Source organism: Azonexus hydrophilus, from assembly GCF_905120355.1.
GTDB lineage: Bacteria > Pseudomonadota > Gammaproteobacteria > Burkholderiales > Rhodocyclaceae > Azonexus.
On sequence record NZ_CAJHOB010000016.1, the window covers coordinates 1 to 21751 of the forward strand.

Annotated in this window: 23 protein-coding genes and 1 tRNA gene; 8 read left to right on the forward strand and 16 right to left on the reverse strand. The window is 60.5% G+C overall.

What is annotated here, in order from left to right:
- Positions 1-26 precede the first annotated feature (26 nt).
- The 4 genes from JYJ39_RS11925 to JYJ39_RS11940 are packed head-to-tail and all read left to right on the forward strand — an operon-like array spanning position 27 to position 2440.
- Complete coding sequence (locus tag JYJ39_RS11925) at positions 27-182, forward strand: hypothetical protein (RefSeq protein ID WP_205204595.1); 156 nt, start codon at positions 27-29, stop codon at positions 180-182.
- A 58-nt stretch (positions 183-240) separates the two neighbouring features.
- Entirely contained in the window at positions 241-684 is a 444-nt protein-coding gene (locus tag JYJ39_RS11930) for a DUF2924 domain-containing protein (protein WP_205204597.1), read from the forward strand.
- On the forward strand, positions 681-2024 hold the full coding sequence (locus tag JYJ39_RS11935) for a recombinase family protein (protein ID WP_205204599.1): 1344 nt from the start codon (positions 681-683) through the stop codon (positions 2022-2024). The genes JYJ39_RS11930 and JYJ39_RS11935 overlap by 4 nt, the downstream gene beginning before the upstream one ends.
- Complete coding sequence (locus tag JYJ39_RS11940) at positions 2021-2440, forward strand: site-specific recombinase resolvase (protein ID WP_205204601.1); 420 nt, start codon at positions 2021-2023, stop codon at positions 2438-2440. Before JYJ39_RS11935 ends, JYJ39_RS11940 begins: the two co-directional genes overlap by 4 nt.
- Positions 2441-2689: 249 nt before the next feature.
- On the opposite strand, the gene JYJ39_RS11945 is transcribed toward JYJ39_RS11940, so the two are convergent.
- The 8 genes from JYJ39_RS11945 to JYJ39_RS11980 all read right to left on the reverse strand — a co-directional run bounded on the left by JYJ39_RS11945 (position 2690) and on the right by JYJ39_RS11980 (position 9140).
- Positions 2690-2765 (reverse strand) — tRNA-Lys (locus tag JYJ39_RS11945).
- A gap of 77 nt (positions 2766-2842) precedes the next feature.
- Positions 2843-3781: a carbohydrate kinase family protein gene (locus JYJ39_RS11950; protein WP_205204603.1), complete on the reverse strand. Its 939-nt coding sequence runs from the start codon at positions 3779-3781 to the stop codon at positions 2843-2845.
- Entirely contained in the window at positions 3778-4830 is a 1053-nt protein-coding gene (locus JYJ39_RS11955; protein WP_205204683.1) for a DUF3426 domain-containing protein, read from the reverse strand. The genes JYJ39_RS11950 and JYJ39_RS11955 overlap by 4 nt, the downstream gene beginning before the upstream one ends.
- Positions 4830-5723: a 50S ribosomal protein L11 methyltransferase gene (gene prmA / locus JYJ39_RS11960; protein WP_205204605.1), complete on the reverse strand. Its 894-nt coding sequence runs from the start codon at positions 5721-5723 to the stop codon at positions 4830-4832. The genes JYJ39_RS11955 and prmA overlap by 1 nt, the downstream gene beginning before the upstream one ends.
- Before the next feature lies 1 nt (position 5724).
- Positions 5725-7083, reverse strand: coding sequence for an acetyl-CoA carboxylase biotin carboxylase subunit (gene accC, locus JYJ39_RS11965; protein WP_205204607.1), 1359 nt, complete (start codon positions 7081-7083; stop codon positions 5725-5727).
- 9 nt (positions 7084-7092) lie between these two features.
- Complete coding sequence (accB, locus tag JYJ39_RS11970; protein ID WP_205204609.1) at positions 7093-7548, reverse strand: acetyl-CoA carboxylase biotin carboxyl carrier protein; 456 nt, start codon at positions 7546-7548, stop codon at positions 7093-7095.
- A 63-nt stretch (positions 7549-7611) separates the two neighbouring features.
- Complete coding sequence (gene aroQ / locus JYJ39_RS11975; protein ID WP_205204611.1) at positions 7612-8091, reverse strand: type II 3-dehydroquinate dehydratase; 480 nt, start codon at positions 8089-8091, stop codon at positions 7612-7614.
- A 62-nt stretch (positions 8092-8153) separates the two neighbouring features.
- On the reverse strand, positions 8154-9140 hold the full coding sequence (locus tag JYJ39_RS11980) for a LysR family transcriptional regulator (protein WP_205204613.1): 987 nt from the start codon (positions 9138-9140) through the stop codon (positions 8154-8156).
- A 295-nt stretch (positions 9141-9435) separates the two neighbouring features.
- Here JYJ39_RS11980 and dtd point away from each other — a divergent pair, with 295 nt between their 5' ends.
- On the forward strand, positions 9436-9888 hold the full coding sequence (gene dtd / locus JYJ39_RS11985; RefSeq protein ID WP_205204615.1) for a D-aminoacyl-tRNA deacylase: 453 nt from the start codon (positions 9436-9438) through the stop codon (positions 9886-9888).
- A gap of 4 nt (positions 9889-9892) precedes the next feature.
- Here dtd and gshB read toward each other — a convergent pair whose 3' ends face one another.
- The 4 genes from gshB to gshA are packed head-to-tail and all read right to left on the reverse strand — an operon-like array spanning position 9893 to position 15087.
- The gene (gshB, locus tag JYJ39_RS11990) at positions 9893-10903 is read right to left on the reverse strand and encodes a glutathione synthase (RefSeq protein WP_240189648.1); all 1011 of its coding nucleotides are present in this window, start codon (positions 10901-10903) and stop codon (positions 9893-9895) included.
- Positions 10904-10914: 11 nt separating this feature from the next.
- Positions 10915-11436 (reverse strand): gamma-glutamylcyclotransferase family protein, encoded by a 522-nt coding sequence (locus JYJ39_RS11995; RefSeq protein ID WP_205204617.1) that lies wholly within the window; start codon positions 11434-11436, stop codon positions 10915-10917.
- Positions 11437-11440: 4 nt separating this feature from the next.
- Complete coding sequence (locus JYJ39_RS12000; protein WP_205204619.1) at positions 11441-13807, reverse strand: hypothetical protein; 2367 nt, start codon at positions 13805-13807, stop codon at positions 11441-11443.
- Positions 13804-15087 (reverse strand): glutamate--cysteine ligase, encoded by a 1284-nt coding sequence (gene gshA, locus JYJ39_RS12005; protein ID WP_205204685.1) that lies wholly within the window; start codon positions 15085-15087, stop codon positions 13804-13806. Before gshA ends, JYJ39_RS12000 begins: the two co-directional genes overlap by 4 nt.
- A 108-nt stretch (positions 15088-15195) precedes the next feature.
- Between gshA and JYJ39_RS12010 the strand changes: the two genes are divergently transcribed.
- Positions 15196-16821, forward strand: coding sequence for an ABC-F family ATPase (locus tag JYJ39_RS12010; protein WP_205204621.1), 1626 nt, complete (start codon positions 15196-15198; stop codon positions 16819-16821).
- 19 nt (positions 16822-16840) lie between these two features.
- On the opposite strand, the gene JYJ39_RS12015 is transcribed toward JYJ39_RS12010, so the two are convergent.
- The 3 genes from JYJ39_RS12015 to JYJ39_RS12025 form a co-directional block, all read right to left on the reverse strand.
- Complete coding sequence (locus tag JYJ39_RS12015; protein WP_205204623.1) at positions 16841-17356, reverse strand: hemerythrin domain-containing protein; 516 nt, start codon at positions 17354-17356, stop codon at positions 16841-16843.
- Positions 17357-17449: 93 nt separating this feature from the next.
- Positions 17450-18310 carry a GGDEF domain-containing protein gene (locus JYJ39_RS12020; RefSeq protein WP_205204625.1) on the reverse strand — a complete coding sequence of 287 codons (861 nt, stop codon included), beginning with the start codon at positions 18308-18310 and terminating at the stop codon, positions 17450-17452.
- Between the two features lie 45 nt (positions 18311-18355).
- Entirely contained in the window at positions 18356-18823 is a 468-nt protein-coding gene (locus tag JYJ39_RS12025) for an SRPBCC family protein (RefSeq protein WP_205204627.1), read from the reverse strand.
- Positions 18824-18845: 22 nt separating this feature from the next.
- On the opposite strand from JYJ39_RS12025, the gene JYJ39_RS12030 reads away from it, so the two are divergent.
- Entirely contained in the window at positions 18846-19550 is a 705-nt protein-coding gene (locus JYJ39_RS12030) for a pseudouridine synthase (RefSeq protein ID WP_205204629.1), read from the forward strand.
- The gene (locus JYJ39_RS12035) at positions 19550-20467 is read left to right on the forward strand and encodes a hydrogen peroxide-inducible genes activator (RefSeq protein ID WP_205204631.1); all 918 of its coding nucleotides are present in this window, start codon (positions 19550-19552) and stop codon (positions 20465-20467) included. Before JYJ39_RS12030 ends, JYJ39_RS12035 begins: the two co-directional genes overlap by 1 nt.
- A 37-nt stretch (positions 20468-20504) precedes the next feature.
- On the opposite strand, the gene JYJ39_RS12040 is transcribed toward JYJ39_RS12035, so the two are convergent.
- On the reverse strand, positions 20505-21629 hold the full coding sequence (locus JYJ39_RS12040) for an acyltransferase family protein (RefSeq protein ID WP_205204633.1): 1125 nt from the start codon (positions 21627-21629) through the stop codon (positions 20505-20507).
- Positions 21630-21751 lie beyond the last annotated feature (122 nt).

Here is a 21751-nt window from a genome sequence, read left to right on the forward strand (position 1 = left end):
TGCAAAACAGATAGCCGCTTAACCCGTTGGACTCTACGGTTGACGACCTACCTCAGAATGGCGAGGTCTACATCCTCGGTGTGAAAGACCGGCGCACCGGCAGGAAGCAAACCTTGCTGGGTGAGGCGGCGGCCACGAATGCCAATGCTGCGACCGATACCAGCGAACAGCGCGAGTTATGACTTGGCTTCCGCCCGCCACAGCGCCTTCATACAACTCCCTCAACACCAGGAGTTTCCGATGAGCAGCAAATCTCCCACCCTCGCCGCGCAACTGGCGGCCTTGCCCCAACTCCCGCAGGATCGCCTGTGGGCGTTGTGGGACGAGCATTTCCCGCGCCGGCCCAAGCGCGTCCATCGACGCTATCTCGAAGCGCGTCTCGCCTACCGCTTGCAGGAGATTGCTCTAGGCGGTTTGCCGCCGGCGGTCAAGGCGCATCTGGCCGACTGCGGTGAGCAGCACTCCAAGATCAAGGTCGGGCGCGGCCCCGAGGTGCGGATGATGCCGGGCACCACGCTGATCCGCGAAAGGGATCAGCGCGAATACCGCGTCACCGTTTTGCCTGATGGCCTCTATGAACTGAATGGCCAGCGCTACAAAAGCCTGTCAGCGGCGGCACGCGCCATCACCGGCACGCATTGGTCTGGGCCGGCCTTCTTCGGCGTGAAGGGAGGGCGGAAATGAATCTTGTTGCTCCGAAGCGCTGTGCCGTCTATTGCCGCGTCTCCAGCGACGAACGACTCGACCAATCCTTCAATTCCCTCGATGCACAGAAGGATGCCGGGCTGGCCTACGTCGCCAGCCAGCGTACCGAGGGTTGGATTCCGGTGCCAGACGATTACATCGATCCCGGCTTCTCCGGCGGCAATATGGAACGGCCGGGCCTCAAACGCCTGATGGCCGACATCGAGGCTGGCAAGGTCGATATCGTGGTGGTGTACAAAATCGACCGCCTGACGCGCAGTCTCGGCGACTTCTCCCGACTGATCGAAGTCTTTGAGCGGCACACGGTTTCGTTCGTATCGGTCACACAGCAGTTCAACACCACGACGTCGATGGGCCGACTCATGCTCAACGTCCTGCTGTCCTTTGCCCAGTTCGAGCGGGAGGTTACCGGCGAGCGTATCCGCGACAAGATCGCCGCCTCCAAGGCCAAGGGAATGTGGATGGGTGGCCACCCGCCGCTCGGCTACCGGGTCGAGGATCGACGGCTGGTGGTGGTCGAGACGGAAGCCGACTTGGTCAGGCGCATCTTCACGGATTTCGTGGCCTGCCGGTCAACCACGGATCTGGTGCGGCAACTGGCCGCCGATGGCAAGACCAACAAGCAGGGCAAGCCCTTCAGCAAGCAGATGATCTACAAGCTGCTGCACAATCGTGTCTATCGGGGCGAGATTCCCCACAAGGGGCAGTTCCATCCGGGGACGCACGAGGCGATCATCGATCAGGGATTGTGGGACGCCGCCCACGCCATCCTCGCGCAGAACAATCGCCAGCGCACGTCAGAGACCTGGCAGCGGCGCCAGCCGGAGGCCTTGCTGCTCGGTCTGTTCTACACCGCTGACGGCGAGAAGTATCAGCCGGCCTTCACGAAGAAGCCCACCGGCAAGCGCTACCGCTACTACGTGCCCAATCGCAAGGTGCGCTTCGGGGCCGATGCCAGCCTGGCCGGCCGGGTGCCGGCGGAACCTATCGAACAGATGGTGCTGGCGCAAATCCACGCCGCGCTGATGTCGCCGGAGATGGTGCAATCGGTGTGGGACGTGGCCCGGGAGAAATACCCGGCATTCACCGAACCCGAGGTGGTGCTGCCGCTGCGGCAGATGGGCCAGGTCTGGGCGCAGTTGTTTCCCGCCGAACGCCAGCGCATCGTCCAGTTGCTGATTGAGCGCGTGACACTGCGGGAGGAAGGCATCGAGATCACCTGGCGGGAGTCCGGCTGGCACACCCTGGCCAGTGAAATGCGGCCGAACACGATTGGGGCGGAATTGCTGGAACTTGAGCAAGAGGAGGCAATGGTATGACACGGATCATCCAGACCGGCGCAGCCGTCAATCGGTCAGGCGCGAAACTGACGACCTTCATTCCGGTGCGCATCAAGCGCCACGGTGGGCGCAAGGTAGTGATTCCGGCGGCGGGCGGCGATAAGATGCCGGAACACGATGCGCCGATCCTGACGGCGCTGTCCAAGGCGTTTCATTGGCAGCGCCTGATCGACGAGGGCATCGTCAGCAGCGGATCGGACATCGCCCGGCGCGAGGGGCTGCATCAGACGACCGTGAATGAGTTGCTGCGACTGACGCTGCTCTCGCCGACGCTGGTGCGCCGCATCCTCGATGGGCAGCAGCCGAAGACCTTGAGCTTGCTCTGGTTGAAGAACCATTTGCCGCCGTCGGACTGGGATGAGCAGCATCGGCTGTTCGATGGATTCGATGCGTAAAACGGGTTTGCATGGTTTCTGGTCAGAGCGGTTGACGCCCAACCATCGGCCCGAAACCCGCATGAAATCGAGGGGGCGAGCCTTGTCCAGCCACAGGTCAAATGGAGAAAAGAGAGGCGTCCGGGGCCCGGCAAGCAGGAAAATGCACCCCAGGTGGGGTGGTGAAACACCAGACCACGCCGGAAGGCGCGCCAGTGCTGGCGTTCCGGGCAAGAAAAAACCCAACCGGTCAGGGTTGGGTTTTAGAATTGGTGGGTCGGCCGAGATTCGAACTCGGGACCAACGGATTAAAAGTCCGCTGCTCTACCGACTGAGCTACCGACCCACGTACAGAAGGCAGCGATTATAGCGATGGCGGTAGGTGCTGGTCAAGAATTCCGCACGCAGACGACATCTGTACGGTTATTTGGCCCAGGGCAGGTCACCGAATGCCTGGCGGTAGCGTTCATCAATGTCGTGCCGGCTCGGCTGATGATTCTGCCCCCCGCGATGGGCGATCTTGATGGCCCCCATGACAGCAGCCAGGCGGCCAGTGGTCTGCCAGTCATAACCGTTGGCAATACCGTACAGCAGCCCGGCGCGGTAGGCGTCACCACAGCCCGTCGGATCAACGATGGCGTCTGCCGGCGCACAGGGGATGCGGATGACCTGGCCATCGGCATGAATTTCCGAACCTTCGCTACCATTGGTCACGATCAACGCTTTGACCCGAGTGGCCAGTTGTTCGATGCTGTTCCCGGTACGATCACAGGCCAGTCGGGCTTCATAGCTGTTGAAGCAGGCGTAGTCTGCCAGATCGAGGAAGTTGATGAGATCGGAGCCATCGAACATCGGCAGACCCTGGCCCGGATCAAAGATGAAAGGAATCCCGGCAGCGGCAAAATCCTGTGCATGCTGCAACATGCCATCGCGACCATCCGGTGCAACGATGCCCAGTTGCGCCCCCGTATCGGCCACTTTGTTCTGATGCGAAAAGCTCATTGCTCCCGGATGGAACGCGGTGATCTGGTTATCGTCCAGATCGGTTGTGATGAAGGCCTGCGCCGTAAAGCTGCCGGCCACCTGGCGAACATGCGTACGTGGCAGGTGCAGGGCATCCAGGCGCTCCAGATAAGGCGCACAGTCATCGCCCACTGTTGCCATGATGTACGGATCACCGCCCAACAGTTTGAGGTTGTAAGCGATGTTGCCCGCGCATCCGCCATATTCGCGGCGCATTTCCGGTACCAGGAACGAGACATTGAGCAGGTGAATCTGCTCCGGCAGGATGTGGTTCCGGAAACGATCCGGAAACACCATGATGTTGTCGTAGGCCAGCGAGCCGCAAATGAGTGTTTTCATGATTCTGGGTAGAAAAGATAAAGACGGTAACCGGCCGCACCAATATCACGTGCTTCGATCCACAGCCGCACGCCAACATCGCTGCCCGCCGCAAATGAAGGCGGATGCTGCGCCCCGAGATAATCAACAACGGAAATCGTGCGCCGCGCCACCGTGCGATCGTTGACGTCAGTCAAGGTCAGCGTCAGTTGCGGCCAGGCTTGCGCATAGGCCGCCCGGTTTTTCAGGGTGCTGTTGAGCACAAACAAGCCACGCCCCGGATCAGCCTGCAGATCGGACGCCTCAATGGAAATCAGATCAACCTCGCGGGGCAAGGGCACATCGATGCCCAGCATTTGATAGATCGGCACCAGTGCCGGCACCCGCAAGGTCAGCGGTGTGCGGTAGACATGCGCCAACTGACCTAGCAAAACGAACAACAAAATGAGCAGCAACAGTAGATACGGCCACAGCGGACGGCTCGCCGGTTCGTCGAAATCACCCAGACCGCCTGCGGAGACGGGCGCTGCCGACCAGCGGTTATAGGCCGGACTATCACCCACCTCACGGGCGGCAACCAGTCCTGCCGCACGCGCCGCTTGCAGGGTCTGCTCCAGGGTTTCTGCTGCCGGCTCAGGGCCGCTAGTAGCCGTCTCGGCCGCCGGCAGTTCGGTAGCCACTGCGGGCAGTCCGACTCCCTGCTCCACAGTGGTTTGTCTTGCCGGAAAACTTGAGTCCGTATCTGGATCGGGCTGCACCGCTGCAAGCCCCTCCGCTCCCGGCTCTTCCGCCGGCGGGGGAGCAATTGGCTCTGCCGTCCGGGCTGGCGCTATAGCCGGAGCGATTGCCCCTGCGGACCGTGCCGCTTTAGGAGGATCCGGTAGCGGAGCGATTGAGGGCATGGGCATGATGGTGGGCGGATTATCCTGCCCACCGGCACCGACCAGGAGCTGGTCAAAAGCGTTGAACACCGTGCGGCACTGACCGCAACGCACCTTGCCAGCTTTCAAACGCAGCTGTTCGGAGGTGACCCGGAAAACCGTGCCACACTCCGGACAGCGGCTACGCATCAGATTTTGCGGCCGCTCAGACATACCCAGTCCTCACCCACGTCAGCCACCGTCAGCGCAATCCACGGTGCGTATACCGCAATGATCTCGTCAGCTTGCTCACGCAGGATGCCGGATAACGCAAGCTGACCACCAGCAGGGCGCACCAGCGCACAGATGGCCGGGGCCAGAACGCGCAACGGATTGGACAGTATATTGGCGACAACAACGTCGTACATGCCGTCAATTGGCTGCGAACCATCAACAAAATCCGCCATCACCGCATTGCGTTCGGCATTCGCCCTGGCGGCCTCGACCGCCTGCGGATCAATATCCAACCCACGCACCTCGCGGGCACCCAGCTTGCCGGCGGCAATTGCCAGAATGCCGGAGCCGCAGCCGTAATCAAATACGCTGCAGCCGGGTGTCACGGTTTTTTCCAGCCACTCGAGACAGAGCCGGGTCGTCGGATGGGAGCCAGTACCAAAAGCCATGCCGGGATCGAGCACCAGATTGATCGCCGATGGATCAGGGCTCTCGTGCCAGGAGGGTACGATCCACAACCGCCCTGAAATCTGGATCGGATCAAACTGAGCCTGTGTCAGTTGCACCCAGTTCTGCTCCGCCAGCGCCGTCACGCTGAAGTCACGGATTGGCGGCACGCCCAACTGCTGGCAGGCCGCCTGCAGCAGTTCGCTGACGTTCGTATCCGATTCACACAGCGCCAGCACCCGCGAACGCTGCCAACCCGGCGTGGTCGGCGTTCCCGGCTCGCCAAACTGCGGCTGCTCGTCCGCCGTCCCGGCGTCGGCATCCTCGATACTGGCGGACAACGCCCCCAGCTCGATCAACGCGTCGCACAGGGGCTCGGCACTTGCCGCATCGGTCAGGAAGCTGACGTTTTGCCAGGCCATGTCAGCGCTTGACCTCATCCTTCTGGGCCAGCTTTTGTTCCAGATAATGAATCGCCGTGCCACCTTCGTTGAAACGCGCATCAAACATCAGTTCCTGATGCAGCGCGATATTGGTCTTGATGCCCTGAATGCTCATTTCCGAAAGGGCGATCCGCATGCGGCGGATGGCCTGGTCGCGCGTATCGCCATAGGCAATGACCTTGGCCACCATCGAGTCGTAATGCGACGGCACGCGATAACCCTGGTAAATGTGCGAATCAACCCGGATGCCGGGACCACCGGGCGGGTGATAAAACTCGATCATCCCGGGAGATGGCACGAACGTGAAGGGATCTTCGGCGTTAATGCGGCATTCGATAGCATGCCCCCTGAACTCGATATCTCGCTGGCGGAACCGCAATTTCTCGCCAGCAGCGATACGAATCTGCTCCTGCACGATATCAATCCCGGTGATCATCTCGGTCACCGGATGCTCAACCTGCACGCGGGTGTTCATTTCGATGAAGTAGAACTCGCCGTTTTCATAGAGGAATTCGAAGGTACCCGCGCCACGATAGCCGATCTTGCGGCAGGCTTCGGCACAGCGTTCGCCGATGCGTGCAATCAGGCGGGGCGGAATGTGCGGCGCCGGCGCCTCTTCAATCACCTTCTGGTGGCGCCGCTGCATCGAACAGTCGCGTTCGCCCAAATAGACGGCGTTACGATGCTGGTCGGCAAGAATCTGGATTTCCACGTGGCGTGGGTTTTCCAGGAATTTCTCCATATACACGGCCGAGTTGCCAAAGAAAGTACCGGCTTCCTGACTGGTCGTGGCCACCGCATTCAGTAGCGCCGCTTCGGTATGCACGACACGCATGCCGCGGCCACCGCCGCCACCGGCCGCCTTGATGATTACCGGATAGCCGACTTTGCGCGCAATACTCAGAATTTCCTGCGGATCTTCCGGCAGGGCGCCATCTGAACCGGGAACACACGGCACACCCGCCGCCTTCATGGCATCCTTGGCGGACACCTTGTCGCCCATCAGACGAATGGTCTCGGCGCGCGGCCCGATGAAAACAAAGCCGGAAGTTTCGACACGTTCGGCGAAATCGGCGTTCTCCGACAGAAAACCATAGCCCGGGTGAATGGCCTGAGCGTCGGTCACCTCAGCAGCCGAGATGATCGCCGGCACATTCAGATAGCTCTGCGCCGAAGAAGCCGGCCCGATACAGACCGATTCATCGGCGAGCTTGACATATTTCGCCTCGCGATCCGCTTCCGAGTGCACCACCACGGTCTTGATGCCCATTTCCCGACAGGCGCGCTGCACACGCAGGGCGATTTCCCCGCGATTGGCGATGAGGATTTTTTCGAACATCGCCATGGCTCAGCCAATCACGAAAAGCGGCTCACCAAATTCAACCGGTTCGCCGTTATCGACCAGAATCGCCTTGATCGTGCCATCGGCGTCAGCCTCGATTTCATTGAGCAATTTCATGGCCTCAATGATGCACAGCGTGTCACCTTTCTTGACCACGCTCCCCACCTGGGTAAACGCATCGGCGCCCGGCGAGGGCGAACGATAAAAGGTACCCACCATCGGCGACTTGACGATATGGCCAGCAGGCAGATCGTCTTCTTCATCCAGATTGACGGACGACGTCGCGCCCGCTGCCGGTGCCATCTGCGGCGCAGCTGCGGGCAAGGCGTATTGCATGGGCGCCGCAGCGACACCGACGTGTTTGGCGATACGGACCTTTTCTTCGCCTTCCGTAACTTCCAGTTCGGAAATGCCGGATTCCTGAACGAGGTCGATCAGTTTCTTGAGTTTACGCAGATCCATATATGACTCCAAATGAGCGCAATTGTGCGCAATTGTTCGTGAATTAGCGGCAATTAGCCGCTTTTAGTCGAGATTGATTCGATTGAGCAGGTACTCGAGGGCCAGCCGATAGCCCTCATGACCCAAGCCGCAGATGACACCAATGGCCAGGTCGGAAAAGTACGAGTGCTGGCGGAAGGGCTCCCGCGCATGCACATTCGAGAGATGCACCTCGATGAAAGGAATGCCGACGCCTGCCAGGGCATCGCGCAGCGCCACACTGGTATGGGTGTACGCCGCAGGATTGATGATGATCGCCCGCACACCCTGCTCACGCGCCGCGTGGATGCGCTCGATCAGCGCACCCTCGTGATTGCTTTGAAAGGTTTCCAGCTCAACGCCTGATTTTTCCGCAAATTCAACCAGGCCAAGATTGATATCAGCCAGGGTCAAACGCCCGTAGTGCTCGGGCTCGCGGGTACCAAGCAGGTTCAGGTTGGGGCCGTGCATTACCAGAATACGGCACTTTTCCGTTGGCTTGGACGCAGTTTTTCGCTTCGTCATGGCAGCAAGTTTGCCGTAATTACGGGAAGTCTGTCCAGTTTACTGCAAACTTCCACACGTTTTCAGTCATTGAGCGGAATGCAGGCAATGTGCTGATTACCGCGCCGACGCTGCGGCGGCAGGTAAACATCGAATTCTTCAGAAAGCGCATAGACCGTTTCATTGAGCAGGAAATTGCGAAACTTGGCTGTTGCCGGCATCAAGCGTTTGGTTGCCATATGCGTGATGTACCAGGTACGTTCTATGGGCGTTCCCTGCATATCGAGACACTTCAAAACCCCCGTACGCAATTCCAGCGACAGGGTATGCAGGGAAATCAGGCCAACCCCCATGCCCGCCATCACGGCCTGCTTGATCGTTTCATTGCTCCCCAGACTCAGGGTGCGCGCAGGGATGAACAGGTGGTTCTTGAACATGTCCTCGGCCACCCGCCGCGAACCAGAGCCTTCTTCGCGCAACAGGAAGGTATCTGCACGCAATTCGTGCATTTCGAAGCTTTTAGCGCCCACCAGGGGGTGGCTGGGCGGCGCAATCAGAACATAGGGATGGCTGGCCAGCGGCTCGGCATGGGTATCTATTTCCTGCGGCAGTCGCCCCATGATGGCCAGATCGATGGTTTTGTCCTGCAGTTTCTGCAACAGCGAGGCTCGGTTACCGACGGTGAACTGCACATCGACCCCCGGATGTGCCTGCGCGAACTTTGCCAGCAGACGTGGCATGAAATACTTGGCAGTACTGACCAGACCCACCGTGATCTGCCCGCTTTCGGCCCCATTCAGGGCTTGCAGGCTGGCTTCCGCGTCCTTGATCTCGCCCAGTATGCGCAGCGCGTGATGCACCAGCAGCTCTCCCGCGCCGGTCAGCGCAACCCCCCGCCCCAGGCGATCGAACAGCGGCAAACCCACGTTATCTTCCAGCTGTTTCAGCTGCATCGATACCGCCGGGGGCGTCAGGTGCAATTCCTCGGCTGCACGCGCATAGCTGAGGTGGCGTGCGGCAACGACGAATATCTGCAATTGCCGCAGGGTGAGATTGCGGACGAAGTTCATGTTTTCCTGACTTTAGCCGGGTGATGAAAAGGGCAACTGAATTTATAGAGCCACGCACCGCGCGTCAAATCAATCCTCGGCACGGCCCATTCCAGCCGCCGGCCACCACTCGCCAGGCGGCCCACAGGCTTTGCTCTACCCTGCCCCTGGTTTATGCTCGCCGGCCGATCACTTCCCGCTAGCCCAAGGAAATTCGCATGCCTTTTTTCGTTGACGATTCGCCTCCCGGCAGCTGCATCTTCTGCCGCCTGATTGCCGGCGAGATTCCCATTGCCCGCCTAAGGAGCACTTTGTCATGCGCGTGATCCTGCAACGAGTGAGTCAGGCCGCCGTGCATGTCGATGGGGTAACGGTCGGCGAAATCGGACCCGGACTGTTGTTGCTGGCTGGTTTCGAAGCCAGCGACAACACCGCCGACCTCGACTGGATGGCCGGCAAGATTGTCAGGATGCGCCTGTTCCCGGACCAGGTCGGCGTGATGAACCGCAGTGTGCAGGACATCCACGGCGACATCCTCGCCGTGTCGCAATTCACCCTCTACGCCTCGATCAAGAAAGGTAACCGCCCCGGCTGGAGCCGGGCCGCACCCGGCGAAATCTCATCGCCGCTGTTCGAGGAATTTGTGCGCAAATTAAGCGAACTTACCGGCAAATCAGTACCCACAGGCGTGTTCGGCGCCGATATGCAGATCACCCTGATCAATGACGGCCCGGTCAGCCTGTTCATCGATTCACGCCAGCCCGAATAAATCATCAGGTCAGTCCGCAGACCCGCTCGATGGCGCTGATCGTTGCCCCCGCCGCGTCAAACCCGCTCTGCTGACGCAGCTCGACCATGCCACCAGGGTGACTGACGTTGATCCCGGTCAGGTAATCACCGATCACATCCAGCCCGACCAGTAGCAGGCCGCGCTTGAGCAGCTGCGGGGCCAGGGTTTCGGCGATTTCGCGATCACGCGGCGACAGCTCCTGCGCCACCCCGGTGCCGCCAGCAGCCAGACTCCCTCGTGTTTCTCCGGCGCGCGGAATACGGGCCAGACACCAGGGGACCACCTTGCCGGCGATGAGCAGGATGCGTTTGTCCCCCTGATCGATTTCCGGCAGATAACGCTGCGCGATGATGGTGCGGCGCCCATCATCGGTCAGCGCCTCGGCGATGGCGTTACGGTTGCGGTCGTTGCGATGCACGCGAAACACCCGCACCTTTTCCCCTCCGTCAACCGGCTTCAGGATCACATCCCGTTCGCTATCGATGAATTCGCGTAACTGCCGCAAGTGCCGGGTGATCAGCGTTGTTGGCGTAAATTGCGCAAACTCGGCGGTGGCAATTTTTTCCGAGTGTTCGCGCAGCGCCCGCGGCCGGTTGAATACACGCAGCCCGTCCGCCTCGGCACGCTCCAGCAGCCAGGTGGCAGTAAAAAACTCGGCATCTGCCGGCGGGTCGATGCATACGAGCACCGCATCGAGAAAACGTAACGGCCGCCATTCACGCGCCACTTCGCGATACCAGTCGTGGTCGTCCGGCCGCAGGTGCATCTGCAAGACCTCGCCAAACACCCCGCCCGCATGCCCAGGCTCCGGCCGCCGCCAGCTCAGGCTTGGCGTCTGGATGGCAAAAACCTCATGCCCATGGCTCTGCGCCGCCCGCATCAGGGCCACTGCGGGATCGTTGTAGGCCCGCCGACTCCCGAGGGGGTCGGTCACGAACCCCAGCTTCAGGCTGACGCTGCGTCCGGCAATTTCCTTGTCAAAATTCAGCTGCACGATGCCCCCGCTCAGGTATGGGATTTTTGCTCTGGATCGACAAAGCCATAGTTGCCCGCCACCCAGCCCGCTGGCTCAGGCAAGGCTGCGCGGTAGGCGGTGGCGAATGAGGCCGGCAGCTGTTTCAGGCCGGCTTCAATCTTGCTCAGGTAAGCTCTCGGAGCAGGCGGAAAAATACGCGGCGTGGGGCGTTCATCAACGAAAGTAACTGCGGATGACCACTGGCCTGTTTCCGTCCGGCACTGGACGTGATGCACGCTGTACCCCTTCTCCCGCGCACACAGTCTGGCAAATTCGGCCGCGTCGATCACCAGCAATGCCCCGAGCGCCCGCGCCCCTGCCTGCGGACGAAGATTGAGAAAGCTGGCAGCAAGCTCGCCCACGCCCTCCACGGCGATACGGTGAATCGATGTCCAGCAGAGCGCGTAATCGGGCAATTCGGCCCCAATCAGATCAGCCCCGGTAAACGACCGGTGCAGCGCCCGCTCGGCACTTTCGGGGTTGAGTAGCGATCCGTAGGCAAACAGCAACATGGCTTCAAGCCAGCAGCGCCATGCCGAGCACGGCATCGCGCAGACAGGCAGATGCATCGTCACCCTGCACGGCAGCGGCCAGAATTTCCGCTTCGCGCCGCTCGGAGGCGAACGCCGTCGCTTCACGTAGCAGCGCCCCGCTATCCTGGCCCAGCAAAGCGAGCGCAAGAGCGTTTTCCAGACAAAGCGCAAACCGCTTCTTGCTCGACGCTATCCGTTCCAACACCGCCAACCCTTCGGCACTGGCGGCCTGAGCGGCTTCTCCCGCCTGCTGCGGACTTTCTCCCCCCAGCCAGCCACGGCACAGGTGAATCAGCGCGAGGTTGTGCAAGGCGACCGGCAACTCGTCCACATCGGCGATGCGCCGCTTCAATCTGACGGCCAGATGCGCATATTCAAGCGCTTCTGCCAGTGTGGACTGAGCTTCGGCGACAGCGCCCTGCGCCAGTTGACTCAACGCCTGCTTACGACTGACATATGCCATATTAGTCAGCGAACCGCTATACAACTTCTGCTGCAGCCCGGGAATGGCAAGTGCCTGGCGGTTGGCCGCAATTGCTTCGGCATAGCGCTGGGCAGCATCAAGATACAGCGCCCGATAGTTATGTAGCCGCCAGTATTCGTGCGCGCTTCCCGGGCTACGCTCAAGCTCGCTACCCGCCTGCTCCAGCCAGTGCTGCCCTTCACCCAGACCTGAGGCTGGCTGCGCGCAATAGCACAGCCAGGCCGCTTCAAGTAGCGCCGCAATATGCAGTTCGGAACGCCGGGCCAGCTGGCTGGAAGCCAGCAGGTGGCGGATATCGGCATAAGCACCGGCAGCGTCACCCAGCCTTTCCTTGAGGCGAGCCAAACGCACAGTGGCCAACAGAGGATCAAGGCCAAACAATTTCTGCCAGATCGCTGCAGCAGGCGCATACAAACCCACGGTTTCAAGCATCCGCGCCAGACAGCGCAGGGTCGCATCATCGAAAGCATTGAAACGGGTCAGGACAAGAAGGCTCTGTGCAGCTCCCGAGCTGGCATCTTCCTCGGCAATGACCCGCGGCAGGTAGTGGGCAATCGCACCGCCTGCCGCACCAGGAGCATCAGGCGCGAATTCCCGCTGCGCAATATAGGCGAACAAGGGGTAGTGCTCACCCGTTTCCAGCTGGTGCAGGGCCTCACTGATGAGCTGCCGTAACTGCCGACGCAGTGCGAATTGCAACTGCGGATCAACGGCGCTCGTGTCGTGCAGAACTGCCAATTGGTTGATGGTGCACAAGGTGGCCAGTGGGTCGGCATCATGTAACAGGCGCCGGCTGTTGCTGATCAGCAACTGGCGGCTGTGTCGGGCAAGATGCTGTGTCGCATGCAGATGCAGCGCGGTGTCTGGTGGCAACTGCAATTGTTCGATCCGTTCCGCGTTCCGCACAAGATAGCCATAGTCGTTGCGGCAACGGGCCAGAAAACGGTAAATCGCATCCTGTTCGAGACGCTCGGCAAAATGCCGCGCCAATTTCAGGAATGCGTTTTCGGAAAACACCAGCGGCCCGACAGCCGCCTCGAATGGACTGCTGGTCAGCGCGTGCAGGGGAAAGCTGGCAATTTGCGCCAACGTCAGTAATTTGCGCTCGGCGGCGGACAGGATGCTCAGCGGCGTCAGTCGCTCTCCCGCCAGCCCGGCCGTTGTGCCACGAGTGGCAGCAACTTCGACGCTGTCACCCCCCTCCAGGCGCAGACGGGGCTGCCCCGCGACGGCGCCAGCGATCACATGCAGCTCATCGCTACGCACATGTAGATACAAGCAACTGCCACCAGGCAGCTGCGCTACGCACAGCGGCAGGAGCACATCCCAGAAAGCGCGCACCCCGCCAGCATCGGGCCGCCCCGGATTCCACACCGCGACCTCCTGCGCTTGCGGCAACCCGCAATGCCGCCCCCAGGCACGGGCCAGGCGCATCAGGCGAGCCGGGCGGAGGTGAAAGCGCTGGGTCATGTCGCGAAAACTGTCGATCATGCCGCCAAGCTCCTGCGACAAGAGGCTCATCCGCTGCGAACTTGCCGCCAGCGCAGCCAGCACGACGTAGAGCAACAGCGCTCCGGCCAGAACGGCCAATTGACGAGGGGCCGGCTCGACTTCCATGAACAGATCGTAGAGCCCATTACCCAGCACCGCAAACACACCAACCGGCAACAGCAACATCAGCACTGCCAGTGTCGTCCCCGACCAACCAACCAAGCGGGCATTTGGTTGTGCCGCCAGTGTCTCGGCCAAGCGCTCTGCCGCCGCGTCATCCGGCAGCGAGATCGTCCATTGCTGCCCGGCAATATTCAGGAATGTGGCGGGCGGCGGCGATGTACGCCAGTCATCGAGGAGCCGGACTTCAATCATTGTCCCGGGGCAGTATTGGCCAGTTCGATCGCCGCCGCCAGACAGGCCAGGCGAGCAACCACACCATAGGCATAGAAGCGGTTGGGCGGCGAGTCGGGGTTGCCGCAGCGGTAATCCGGCAAATTACACCCCGTCTCAAAGGCCAGGGGCTCGAAATGCATGCCCGGCGCGTTCAGGTTTTCGTCCTTGCCGCGTCCGGTATGCACACGATAAAAGCCCCCCACGACATAGCGGTCGATCATGTAAACCACCGGTTCCGCCACCGCCTCATTGACCGTTTCGCAGGAATGCACACCTTCCTGAATCAGCACCTCGGAGACTTCCAGACCTTCCTTGCCAACGCTCATCTTGTTGCGCTGCTTGCGGTTGAGCGCAATGACTTCGTCGGCGTCATGCACCGTCATCACGCTCATGCCGTAGGTGCCGGCATCGGCCTTGACCACGACGTAGGGCCGTTCGCTGATGCCGTACTCACGGTACTTCTCGCGCACGATGTCGAGCACGCCTGCCACATTGGCTGCCAGGCATTCCTCACCTTGGCGCTCGTGAAAATTGACCGCACGACACAGAGAAAACGTCGGATTGATGCGCCAGGGGTCAATCCCGATAGCCTTGGCAAACCCATTGGCCACCTCATCGTAGGCCGTGAAGTGGTTGGATTTGCGGCGCACCGCCCAGCCGGCATGCAACGGTGGCAGGATGAACTGTTCCTCGATCCCCTGCAGCAACGGGGGAATACCCGCCGACAAGTCATTGTTGAGCAGAATGGCACACGGTTCGAAACCCTCCACACCGAGACGGTTGTCCTGCCGGATCAGCGGTTCGAGCAGGAGGCTGTGGCCGCTGTCGAGGCGAATCGTTGTCGGTGCAGTGACTTCCGGCGACAGCGACCCGAGCCGGACTTCCAGCCCCGTCTGACGCAGCATGTAGACGATCTGCGCCACATTCTGCAGGTAGAACTGGTTGCGCGTGTGGTTTTCCGGAATGAGCAGGAGGCGCTTGGCCTGCGGGCAGAATTTTTCGATCGCGCTCATCGCCGCCTGTATACACAGCGGCAGAAACGCCGGGTTGAGGTTATTGAACCCCCCCGGAAAAAGATTGGTGTCCACCGGCGCCAGCTTGAAACCGGCATTGCGCAGATCAACCGAAGAATAGAAAGGCGGCGTGTAAACCTGCCACTGCTCGCGCAACCAGTGCTCGATCTGTGGACTGGCGTCCAGGAAACGTCGCTCCAGGTCGAGTAATGGGCCGCTCAGGGCCGTGGTGAGATGGGGGACCATGGCATCCATTCTTCAATGCAAAAATGATGCGCGATGTTACACCGCGTCCGCCCCGGGTAAAAAGGGTAAAATGCGCGGTTCTTCGTTTTCTGCCGGAGCCTGACTGCCGTGCTCGTCGCTGCCAACATCACCATGCAATTCGGGGCCAAGCCCCTCTTTGAGAACGTCAACGTCAAGTTTGGCGAAGGTTACCGCTACGGTCTGATTGGCGCCAACGGGGCCGGTAAATCAACCTTCATGAAAATCCTGTGCGGGGCGCTGGAGCCCTCCGCCGGCAACGTGTCGAAAGAAACCACCGAGCGCATGGCCTACCTGCGTCAGGATCAGTTCGCCTACGAAGACATGCGCGTACTGGATGTGGTGATGATGGGGCACGAGGAATTGTGGACCGCCATCCAGGAACGCGACGCGATTTACGCCAACCCGGAGGCGACCGAGGACGACTACATGCGCGCCGCCGAACTTGAAGGCAAGGTTGGCGAATACGACGGCTACACCGCCGAGTCGCGCGCCGGCGAGCTGCTGCTCGGCGTAGGCATCCCGACCAGCCAGCACAACGGCCCGATGAGCGAGGTCGCACCGGGCTGGAAGCTGCGCGTGCTGCTCTGCCAGGCGCTGTTCGCCGACCCAGACATCCTGCTCCTCGACGAACCGACCAACAACCTCGACATCAACACCATCCGCTGGCTGGAAGAAGTGCTCAACAATCGTGACTCGACGATGATCATCATCTCCCACGATCGCCACTTCCTGAACCAGGTCTGCACCCACATGGCCGACCTCGACTACGGCAAGATCCAGATCTACCCCGGCAACTACGACGATTTCATGGAAGCCGCACAGCAGGCCCGCGAGCGCCAATCGCAGGCGAACGCCAAGGCCAAGGAACGGATCGCCGAACTGCAAACCTTCGTCCGCCGCTTCTCGGCCAACGCCTCCAAGGCCAAGCAGGCGACCAGCCGTTTGAAGCTGATCGACAAGCTCAAGCCAGAAGACGTCAAGCCGTCGTCGCGCCAGTATCCGTGGATCCGCTTCGACTACGACGAGAAGCAGAAGCTGCACCGTCAAGCGGTCGAGATCGAGAACCTGACCTTCGCCTACCCGGGTAGTGAGCGCAAGATTTTCGACAAACTGTCGCTGACCATCAACGGCGGTGAAAAAATTGCCGTCATCGGCGAAAACGGTGTCGGCAAAACAACTTTCCTCAAGCTCCTGATGGGCGAACTGCAGGCCAGCGCCGGCACTTTGAAATGGGCGGACAAAGCCAGTATCGGCTATTACGCCCAGGATCACTCAGCGGAATTTGCCGGCAACCAGAGCCTGACCGAATGGATTGCCGGTTATGCCCGCGCCAGCATCGAGGAGGGCGGCGACCTTGAAACCCTGGTGCGCGGCACGCTGGGCCGGCTGCTATTCTCCGGCGACGAGCAGAAGAAGCCGGTCAATGTCATTTCCGGCGGCGAGCAGGGGCGCATGTTGTTCGGCCGTCTGATGCTGGAGCGGCGCAACGTGCTGGTGCTGGATGAGCCGACCAACCACCTCGACATGGAATCCATCGAAGCCCTGAATGCCGGCCTCGATAAATTCCCGGGCACGCTGATCTTCGTGTCGCACGACCGCGAATTCGTGTCCACGCTCGCCACGCGCGTCCTCGAGGTCAAGGGCGACGGTCGTATCGTCGATTACCTGGGCGGCTACGAGGATTATCTCGACAGCTGCCTGGCGCAGGGCTGAGCAGCCTCGGCACCAGCCCTCAGTAGTAAGGCAGATAGAGCGGGTAAAGCACCCGCTCTTCTTTTTCGATCCGCTCGGTCAACACCTGTCCGATGGTCGCAAAATCCTTGGCGAAGGCCCCTGCCAGCTCCTTGTCGACACCGATCGTGTCGTATTTCTTCAAGAAATTCATCGCCACCCGGGCAATGGCGTCCATTTCACGGCGAAATTCGTGGATCAATTCAGAATTGATCTCATCATTGGCGAGGCTATGACTGAGATAGATGTACAGGCGCACATTTTCGGTCAGTAAATGCGCCTGCAGGCTGCTGCGGAAGTGCACCAGCTTTTTCGCCACCTCTTCATAGTCGCCACCTTCGAACGCAGTCTTGATGCCGAGGTAAATGCTGATCAGATTCTGATGGTCGGCCTTCAGCTGTGGCACCAGCTCCGGCTGGAAACGAATTTCCGTCCCGGGTGCGGCCTGGTATTGCGGCGGCGGAATCACCGGGGCCTCTGGCTCGGTGAATTTTTTTCTGCGGAAAAAACCAAACATCAGACTCCCCCGGCAACAAGATGGAGCGAATGTAAACGCCCGCCACCACATATGCAAGTCGCAAGCTCCTGCATAGCCGGTCTGTTCCGCTAATCAGCCCGCGTCGTAGGACTGGCAGCGGATACCATCGCGCCCGCCGTTCTTGACCTCGTACATCAGCCGGTCAGCTTCGCACAGCATGTCCGTCAGCTCTGTCGGTGGCTGCGCATAACTTGCCACGCCAATACTAAAGGTCACCGGCCAGTTCGATTCCTGCATCGCCGCCAGCAAGCGGAGCCGCAATTTCTCTGCGTATTCGGCAGCTGCCGCGGCCCCCGCCCCGGGCAGCAGAAGAACGAACTCATCGCCCCCCAGACGCCCGGCCAGGTCGCTGGCACGCAGTTGTTTCTGCAACACTTCGGCAACCCGCCGCAGCAAACGGTCGCCAGTGTCATGACCAGACTCATCATTGACCCGTTTGAAATGATCCAGATCGATGAACAAGATACTGATCGGGGTTCCCTGACGCCGCGCCAGGCTCAACAGCAGCTCGCCATCCTGCAGGAAACCGAAACGGTTGGGCAGATGTGTCAGGGCATCATTGCGCGCCATCCGCGTTTCGCGCTGCAGGATTTCGCGGATCTTGCCCAGCAACCAGATGCTGCTGAAGGGTATGGCGATACGGACCAGGGTATTGAACAGCAGCGGCCACTGGCTGATGTTTTCCCCGCCCAGCTGGCGGTCGGTCATGTGCCAGAGCAAGATGGTGATGCCGGCCAGCAGATAGGCACGCGGCAAGCTGACATACCAGGCAATCACCATTGCCGGCAGGATGAAGAAAATGTGCAGCTCGTAGGCAGGACCGCTCCACACATTGAGGTAACTGATCAGGCCTACCGCAAACAACGAAGACAGCCACAAGGCAATCTTGCCGCGACGATCGGGTTGGTAGAGAGCGAATTGGCGCAGGTTCATGCGGGGCATCATCGGAGAATCGGGCGGGCAGCGCAACTACTGCAGTCAGTGCAACTGACCCGTGGCAAGCAACTCACGGATGGTACGCACGCATTCAATATCGGAATCGAGGTAGGCCGACTTGACGTAATCAACATACGCGGCATCTTCACCACCGTTTTCGGCCAGGTTCGTGTGATAGGTGAAGCGCAGGAAGAGCACCTCCGGCGCAGGTTCTTCGATCCGGATGCAAAGGCTGCCGCCGGCATGTCCGGCCCCTGTCTCAACCACGAATTCGACCTCCTGGCCGGTTTGAAGACGCACGCGATCAACAATCCGCGCCGCTCCGAAATCGAGTTCGCGCCGGGCATGCACCTCGCTGCGCTCCAGCAGGGTGAAGCTCTGCAGACCGGGGAGGAAAGGCAAGGGGTTATCGACCCGCTGCAGCAACCCATGCCACAGCTGAGCACGTGTCAGTGGCTCCAGCAGGGGATTGGCCGGGTCGTTGATGGTAATCAGGTGTTCGAATTTCATGTGGCGATGGTAGCATCCCGCCATGCAACTCGAACGTATCCTACAGTCTCAGGGGTTCGGCTCCCGCAAGGAATGCCGCGCCATGATCCGGCACCATCTGGTGACAGTGAATGGCGAAGCTTGCGCCAACCCCTTCGCCGAATTTTCCACTACTGGTCTGCACTTTTCCGTCGCTGACGAAGCCTGGCAATTTCAGGCCCACGCCACACTGGTCCTGCACAAACCGGCAGGTTACGAATGTTCGCGCCAGCCGCAGCACCATCGCTCGATCTTCGAACTGATCCCCACCCCTTTGCGCAACCGTGGCGTGCAACCGATCGGCCGGCTTGATGCCGACACGACCGGAATTCTGCTGCTGACCGACAACGGCCAGCTGAATCACCGCCTGTCCTCCGGCAAGCGCAACATTCCGAAGGTGTATCGGGTCGGCACACGCCATCCCTTGACACCGGAAAGTATCGCCAATCTGCTCGCCGGCGTGCAGTTGCACGATGAACCGGCGCCGGTCAGAGCGGTGGCAGCCGAGCAGATCGACAGCACCACCTTGCGCCTGACCGTGACCGAAGGCAAATACCATCAGGTCAAACGCATGCTCGCGGCAACCGGCAACCGGGTCGAAACCCTGCACCGCGAACAGTTCGCCGGCATGCTCTTGCCGGCCAATCTGGCGGTGGGCAGCTGGCGCTGGCTGTCCCCGGATGAGTTGAAGCCACTGGAGCAGCAGTAATGACCCTGACCGAAATGCGTTACATCGTGGCCCTGGCCCGCGAGCGACATTTCGGGCGGGCAGCGGAAGCGTGCCATGTCAGCCAGCCCACCCTGTCGGTGGCCCTGAAAAAGGTGGAAGGCCAGGTCGGCGCAGCACTTTTCGAACGTACCGCCAGCGACGTGCGCATCACGGCGCTCGGCGAACGGATTGTCGAGCAGGCGCAACGCGTGCTGGCGGAAGCCGTCAAGCTTGATGAAATCGCGCTCACCTCGGGGGATCCCTTGAGCGGCCAGTTGCGTGTCGGCATCATCTACACCATCGCCCCCTATCTGTTGCCGCAACTGATCCCGGCGTTGTCGCGGCAAGCCCCCAGAATGCCGCTGTTCATCAAGGAAGATTTCACGGCGAATCTGGTGCCGGCGCTGAAAGCAGGCGAACTGGACGTGATCATCATCGCCCTGCCGTTCACCGAGGCGGGACTGGTCGCGCAAGCAGTCTATGACGAAGCCTTTCGCGTCATCGTTCCCGCCACCCATGCCTGGTCGGAGCGGCAGAGCGTGCAGAGCGACGAACTGGATGGCGAGCACCTGCTACTGCTCGGGCACGGCAACTGCTTCCGCGATCAGGTACTGGAGTCCTGTCCGCGCCTCAATGCACCGGACGCCCTGGAGCATGCCCTGGAAGGCAGCTCACTGGAAACCATCCGCTACATGGTGGCCAGCGGCGCAGGCATTGCGGTCATGCCCAGCTCGGCAGCCGATCCACTGATCGAACGTGAGCCCATGGTGCGTGTCCTACCTTTTGCCGCCCCCTCGCCGACACGTACTGTCGGCCTGGTCTGGCGCGTCACTTACCCACGCAGCGCTGCCATTGATGCCGTCAGAACGGCCTTGCTGGCCTGCCAGCTGCCGGGCAGTACTCCATGTCGCACTTGACCAAGGTGAAATCAGTGCCAGTGCAGGATCCAGCACATCACCTGCTGTCGGCCAGTGCCAATGCTGACTGGCGCCAGGTGCGACCAATCTGGCGCGCTGCGCGGGCCGAGGGCGCTTCGATCCAACGATAGAAAATACCTGCCAGCGCCAGGCTGGTGAAAAACGCAACGACCAGTCCCAGGGTGGCAAGCGGTGGCGAGATCCATTCCAAGTGTGACCACAGCGCGGCAACGAATACCAGCACCGGAAAATGCACCAGGAACAAGCTGTAGGAAACCCTGCCCAGCCAGAGCAGTGCCGCCTGCCTTGGCCAGCGCGCGGCAAAGCCGCTTTCCAGCGACCAGACCAACAGAGCACCTACAACCATCGCCACCCCGAGGCGCCAGCGCCATTCGAACAGCATCGCGAGTGAAAAGAGCGCTTGATAGGCATAGAACTCGAGTTTTTGCCGGCCATGCACCCGCCGCCAGACAATCACCCCCATGAAAAAGTAGGGGAAGAAGTACACCGCCCACACATCCCAACCCGGTGCAAGGTTGGCGTAGAACAGGGAGAACGCAGCCAATGCCCAGCCACCCAACCCAATGACGTCCAGGTGCCGCCCCAGGCTGCTGTCGCGCACACAAATCAGGAGTGCGAACAAGATGCACAGCTGGATGTTGATGCAGACAAACCACAGGCCGGCGGACAACGCTTCATAGCCGAGGATATCCTGCAGAAAGAAAAGGTGTGCGATGAATTGTGGCCAACTGACCGGACTGCCCAGCACCGACGCCGGCACCCAGTTACGGGCAAAAGCATAAACCGGCAGCACCAGCGCAATCACCGCCAGATAGGGCAGTCCCAGCCGGCAGTAACGGCGCAGCAGGAACAGCAGCAGCCCTCCCAGCTGCCAGCGACGCGTGACCAGAGTCTGCGCCAGCACGAAACCCGCGAGCACGAAAAATACCTGGGTCGAGCGTGCATGCACCTCAAACCAGGTCAGCACGTCGCCCAGCAGCGGACGGGTCCAGTCATTCAAAGGGGGATACAGCGCAAAGTGATGCCAGACGATCACCACTGCGGCAACTGCGCGCAGAGCGACAATGAAATTGAGCTGCTGGCTTTTGGTATCTCTACTGGCAGCGGCCGAAACCACCGGCGAAACAGAATCTTTATTCAATGCAATCACCATAAAAACTTACGCCCCCAGCGGAACCGGGGGCGTAATCTAATGGGGATGATTATAGGATAGTTCAGCGCATTTTTCCGTGCAGAAACATCCGGTTGAATTTAGAAATAATC

Coding starts and splice junctions, on each gene's coding strand:
- JYJ39_RS11980 (WP_205204613.1), bottom strand. CDS start 9,140: ATGAACTTCGTCCGCAATCTCACCCTGCGGCAATTGCAGATATTCGTC.
- JYJ39_RS11940 (WP_205204601.1), top strand. CDS start 2,021: ATGACACGGATCATCCAGACCGGCGCAGCCGTCAATCGGTCAGGCGCG.
- JYJ39_RS11935 (WP_205204599.1), top strand. CDS start 681: ATGAATCTTGTTGCTCCGAAGCGCTGTGCCGTCTATTGCCGCGTCTCC.
- JYJ39_RS11955 (WP_205204683.1), bottom strand. CDS start 4,830: ATGCGTAGCCGCTGTCCGGAGTGTGGCACGGTTTTCCGGGTCACCTCC.
- accB (WP_205204609.1), bottom strand. CDS start 7,548: ATGGATCTGCGTAAACTCAAGAAACTGATCGACCTCGTTCAGGAATCC.
- gshA (WP_205204685.1), bottom strand. CDS start 15,087: ATGGTCCCCCATCTCACCACGGCCCTGAGCGGCCCATTACTCGACCTG.
- JYJ39_RS11950 (WP_205204603.1), bottom strand. CDS start 3,781: ATGAAAACACTCATTTGCGGCTCGCTGGCCTACGACAACATCATGGTG.
- JYJ39_RS12030 (WP_205204629.1), top strand. CDS start 18,846: ATGCAACTCGAACGTATCCTACAGTCTCAGGGGTTCGGCTCCCGCAAG.
- JYJ39_RS12020 (WP_205204625.1), bottom strand. CDS start 18,310: ATGAACCTGCGCCAATTCGCTCTCTACCAACCCGATCGTCGCGGCAAG.
- JYJ39_RS11995 (WP_205204617.1), bottom strand. CDS start 11,436: ATGTTGCTGTTTGCCTACGGATCGCTACTCAACCCCGAAAGTGCCGAG.
- JYJ39_RS12035 (WP_205204631.1), top strand. CDS start 19,550: ATGACCCTGACCGAAATGCGTTACATCGTGGCCCTGGCCCGCGAGCGA.
- prmA (WP_205204605.1), bottom strand. CDS start 5,723: ATGGCCTGGCAAAACGTCAGCTTCCTGACCGATGCGGCAAGTGCCGAG.
- JYJ39_RS12025 (WP_205204627.1), bottom strand. CDS start 18,823: ATGAAATTCGAACACCTGATTACCATCAACGACCCGGCCAATCCCCTG.
- aroQ (WP_205204611.1), bottom strand. CDS start 8,091: ATGACGAAGCGAAAAACTGCGTCCAAGCCAACGGAAAAGTGCCGTATT.
- dtd (WP_205204615.1), top strand. CDS start 9,436: ATGCGCGTGATCCTGCAACGAGTGAGTCAGGCCGCCGTGCATGTCGAT.
- JYJ39_RS12000 (WP_205204619.1), bottom strand. CDS start 13,807: ATGATTGAAGTCCGGCTCCTCGATGACTGGCGTACATCGCCGCCGCCC.
- JYJ39_RS12015 (WP_205204623.1), bottom strand. CDS start 17,356: ATGTTTGGTTTTTTCCGCAGAAAAAAATTCACCGAGCCAGAGGCCCCG.
- JYJ39_RS11930 (WP_205204597.1), top strand. CDS start 241: ATGAGCAGCAAATCTCCCACCCTCGCCGCGCAACTGGCGGCCTTGCCC.
- accC (WP_205204607.1), bottom strand. CDS start 7,083: ATGTTCGAAAAAATCCTCATCGCCAATCGCGGGGAAATCGCCCTGCGT.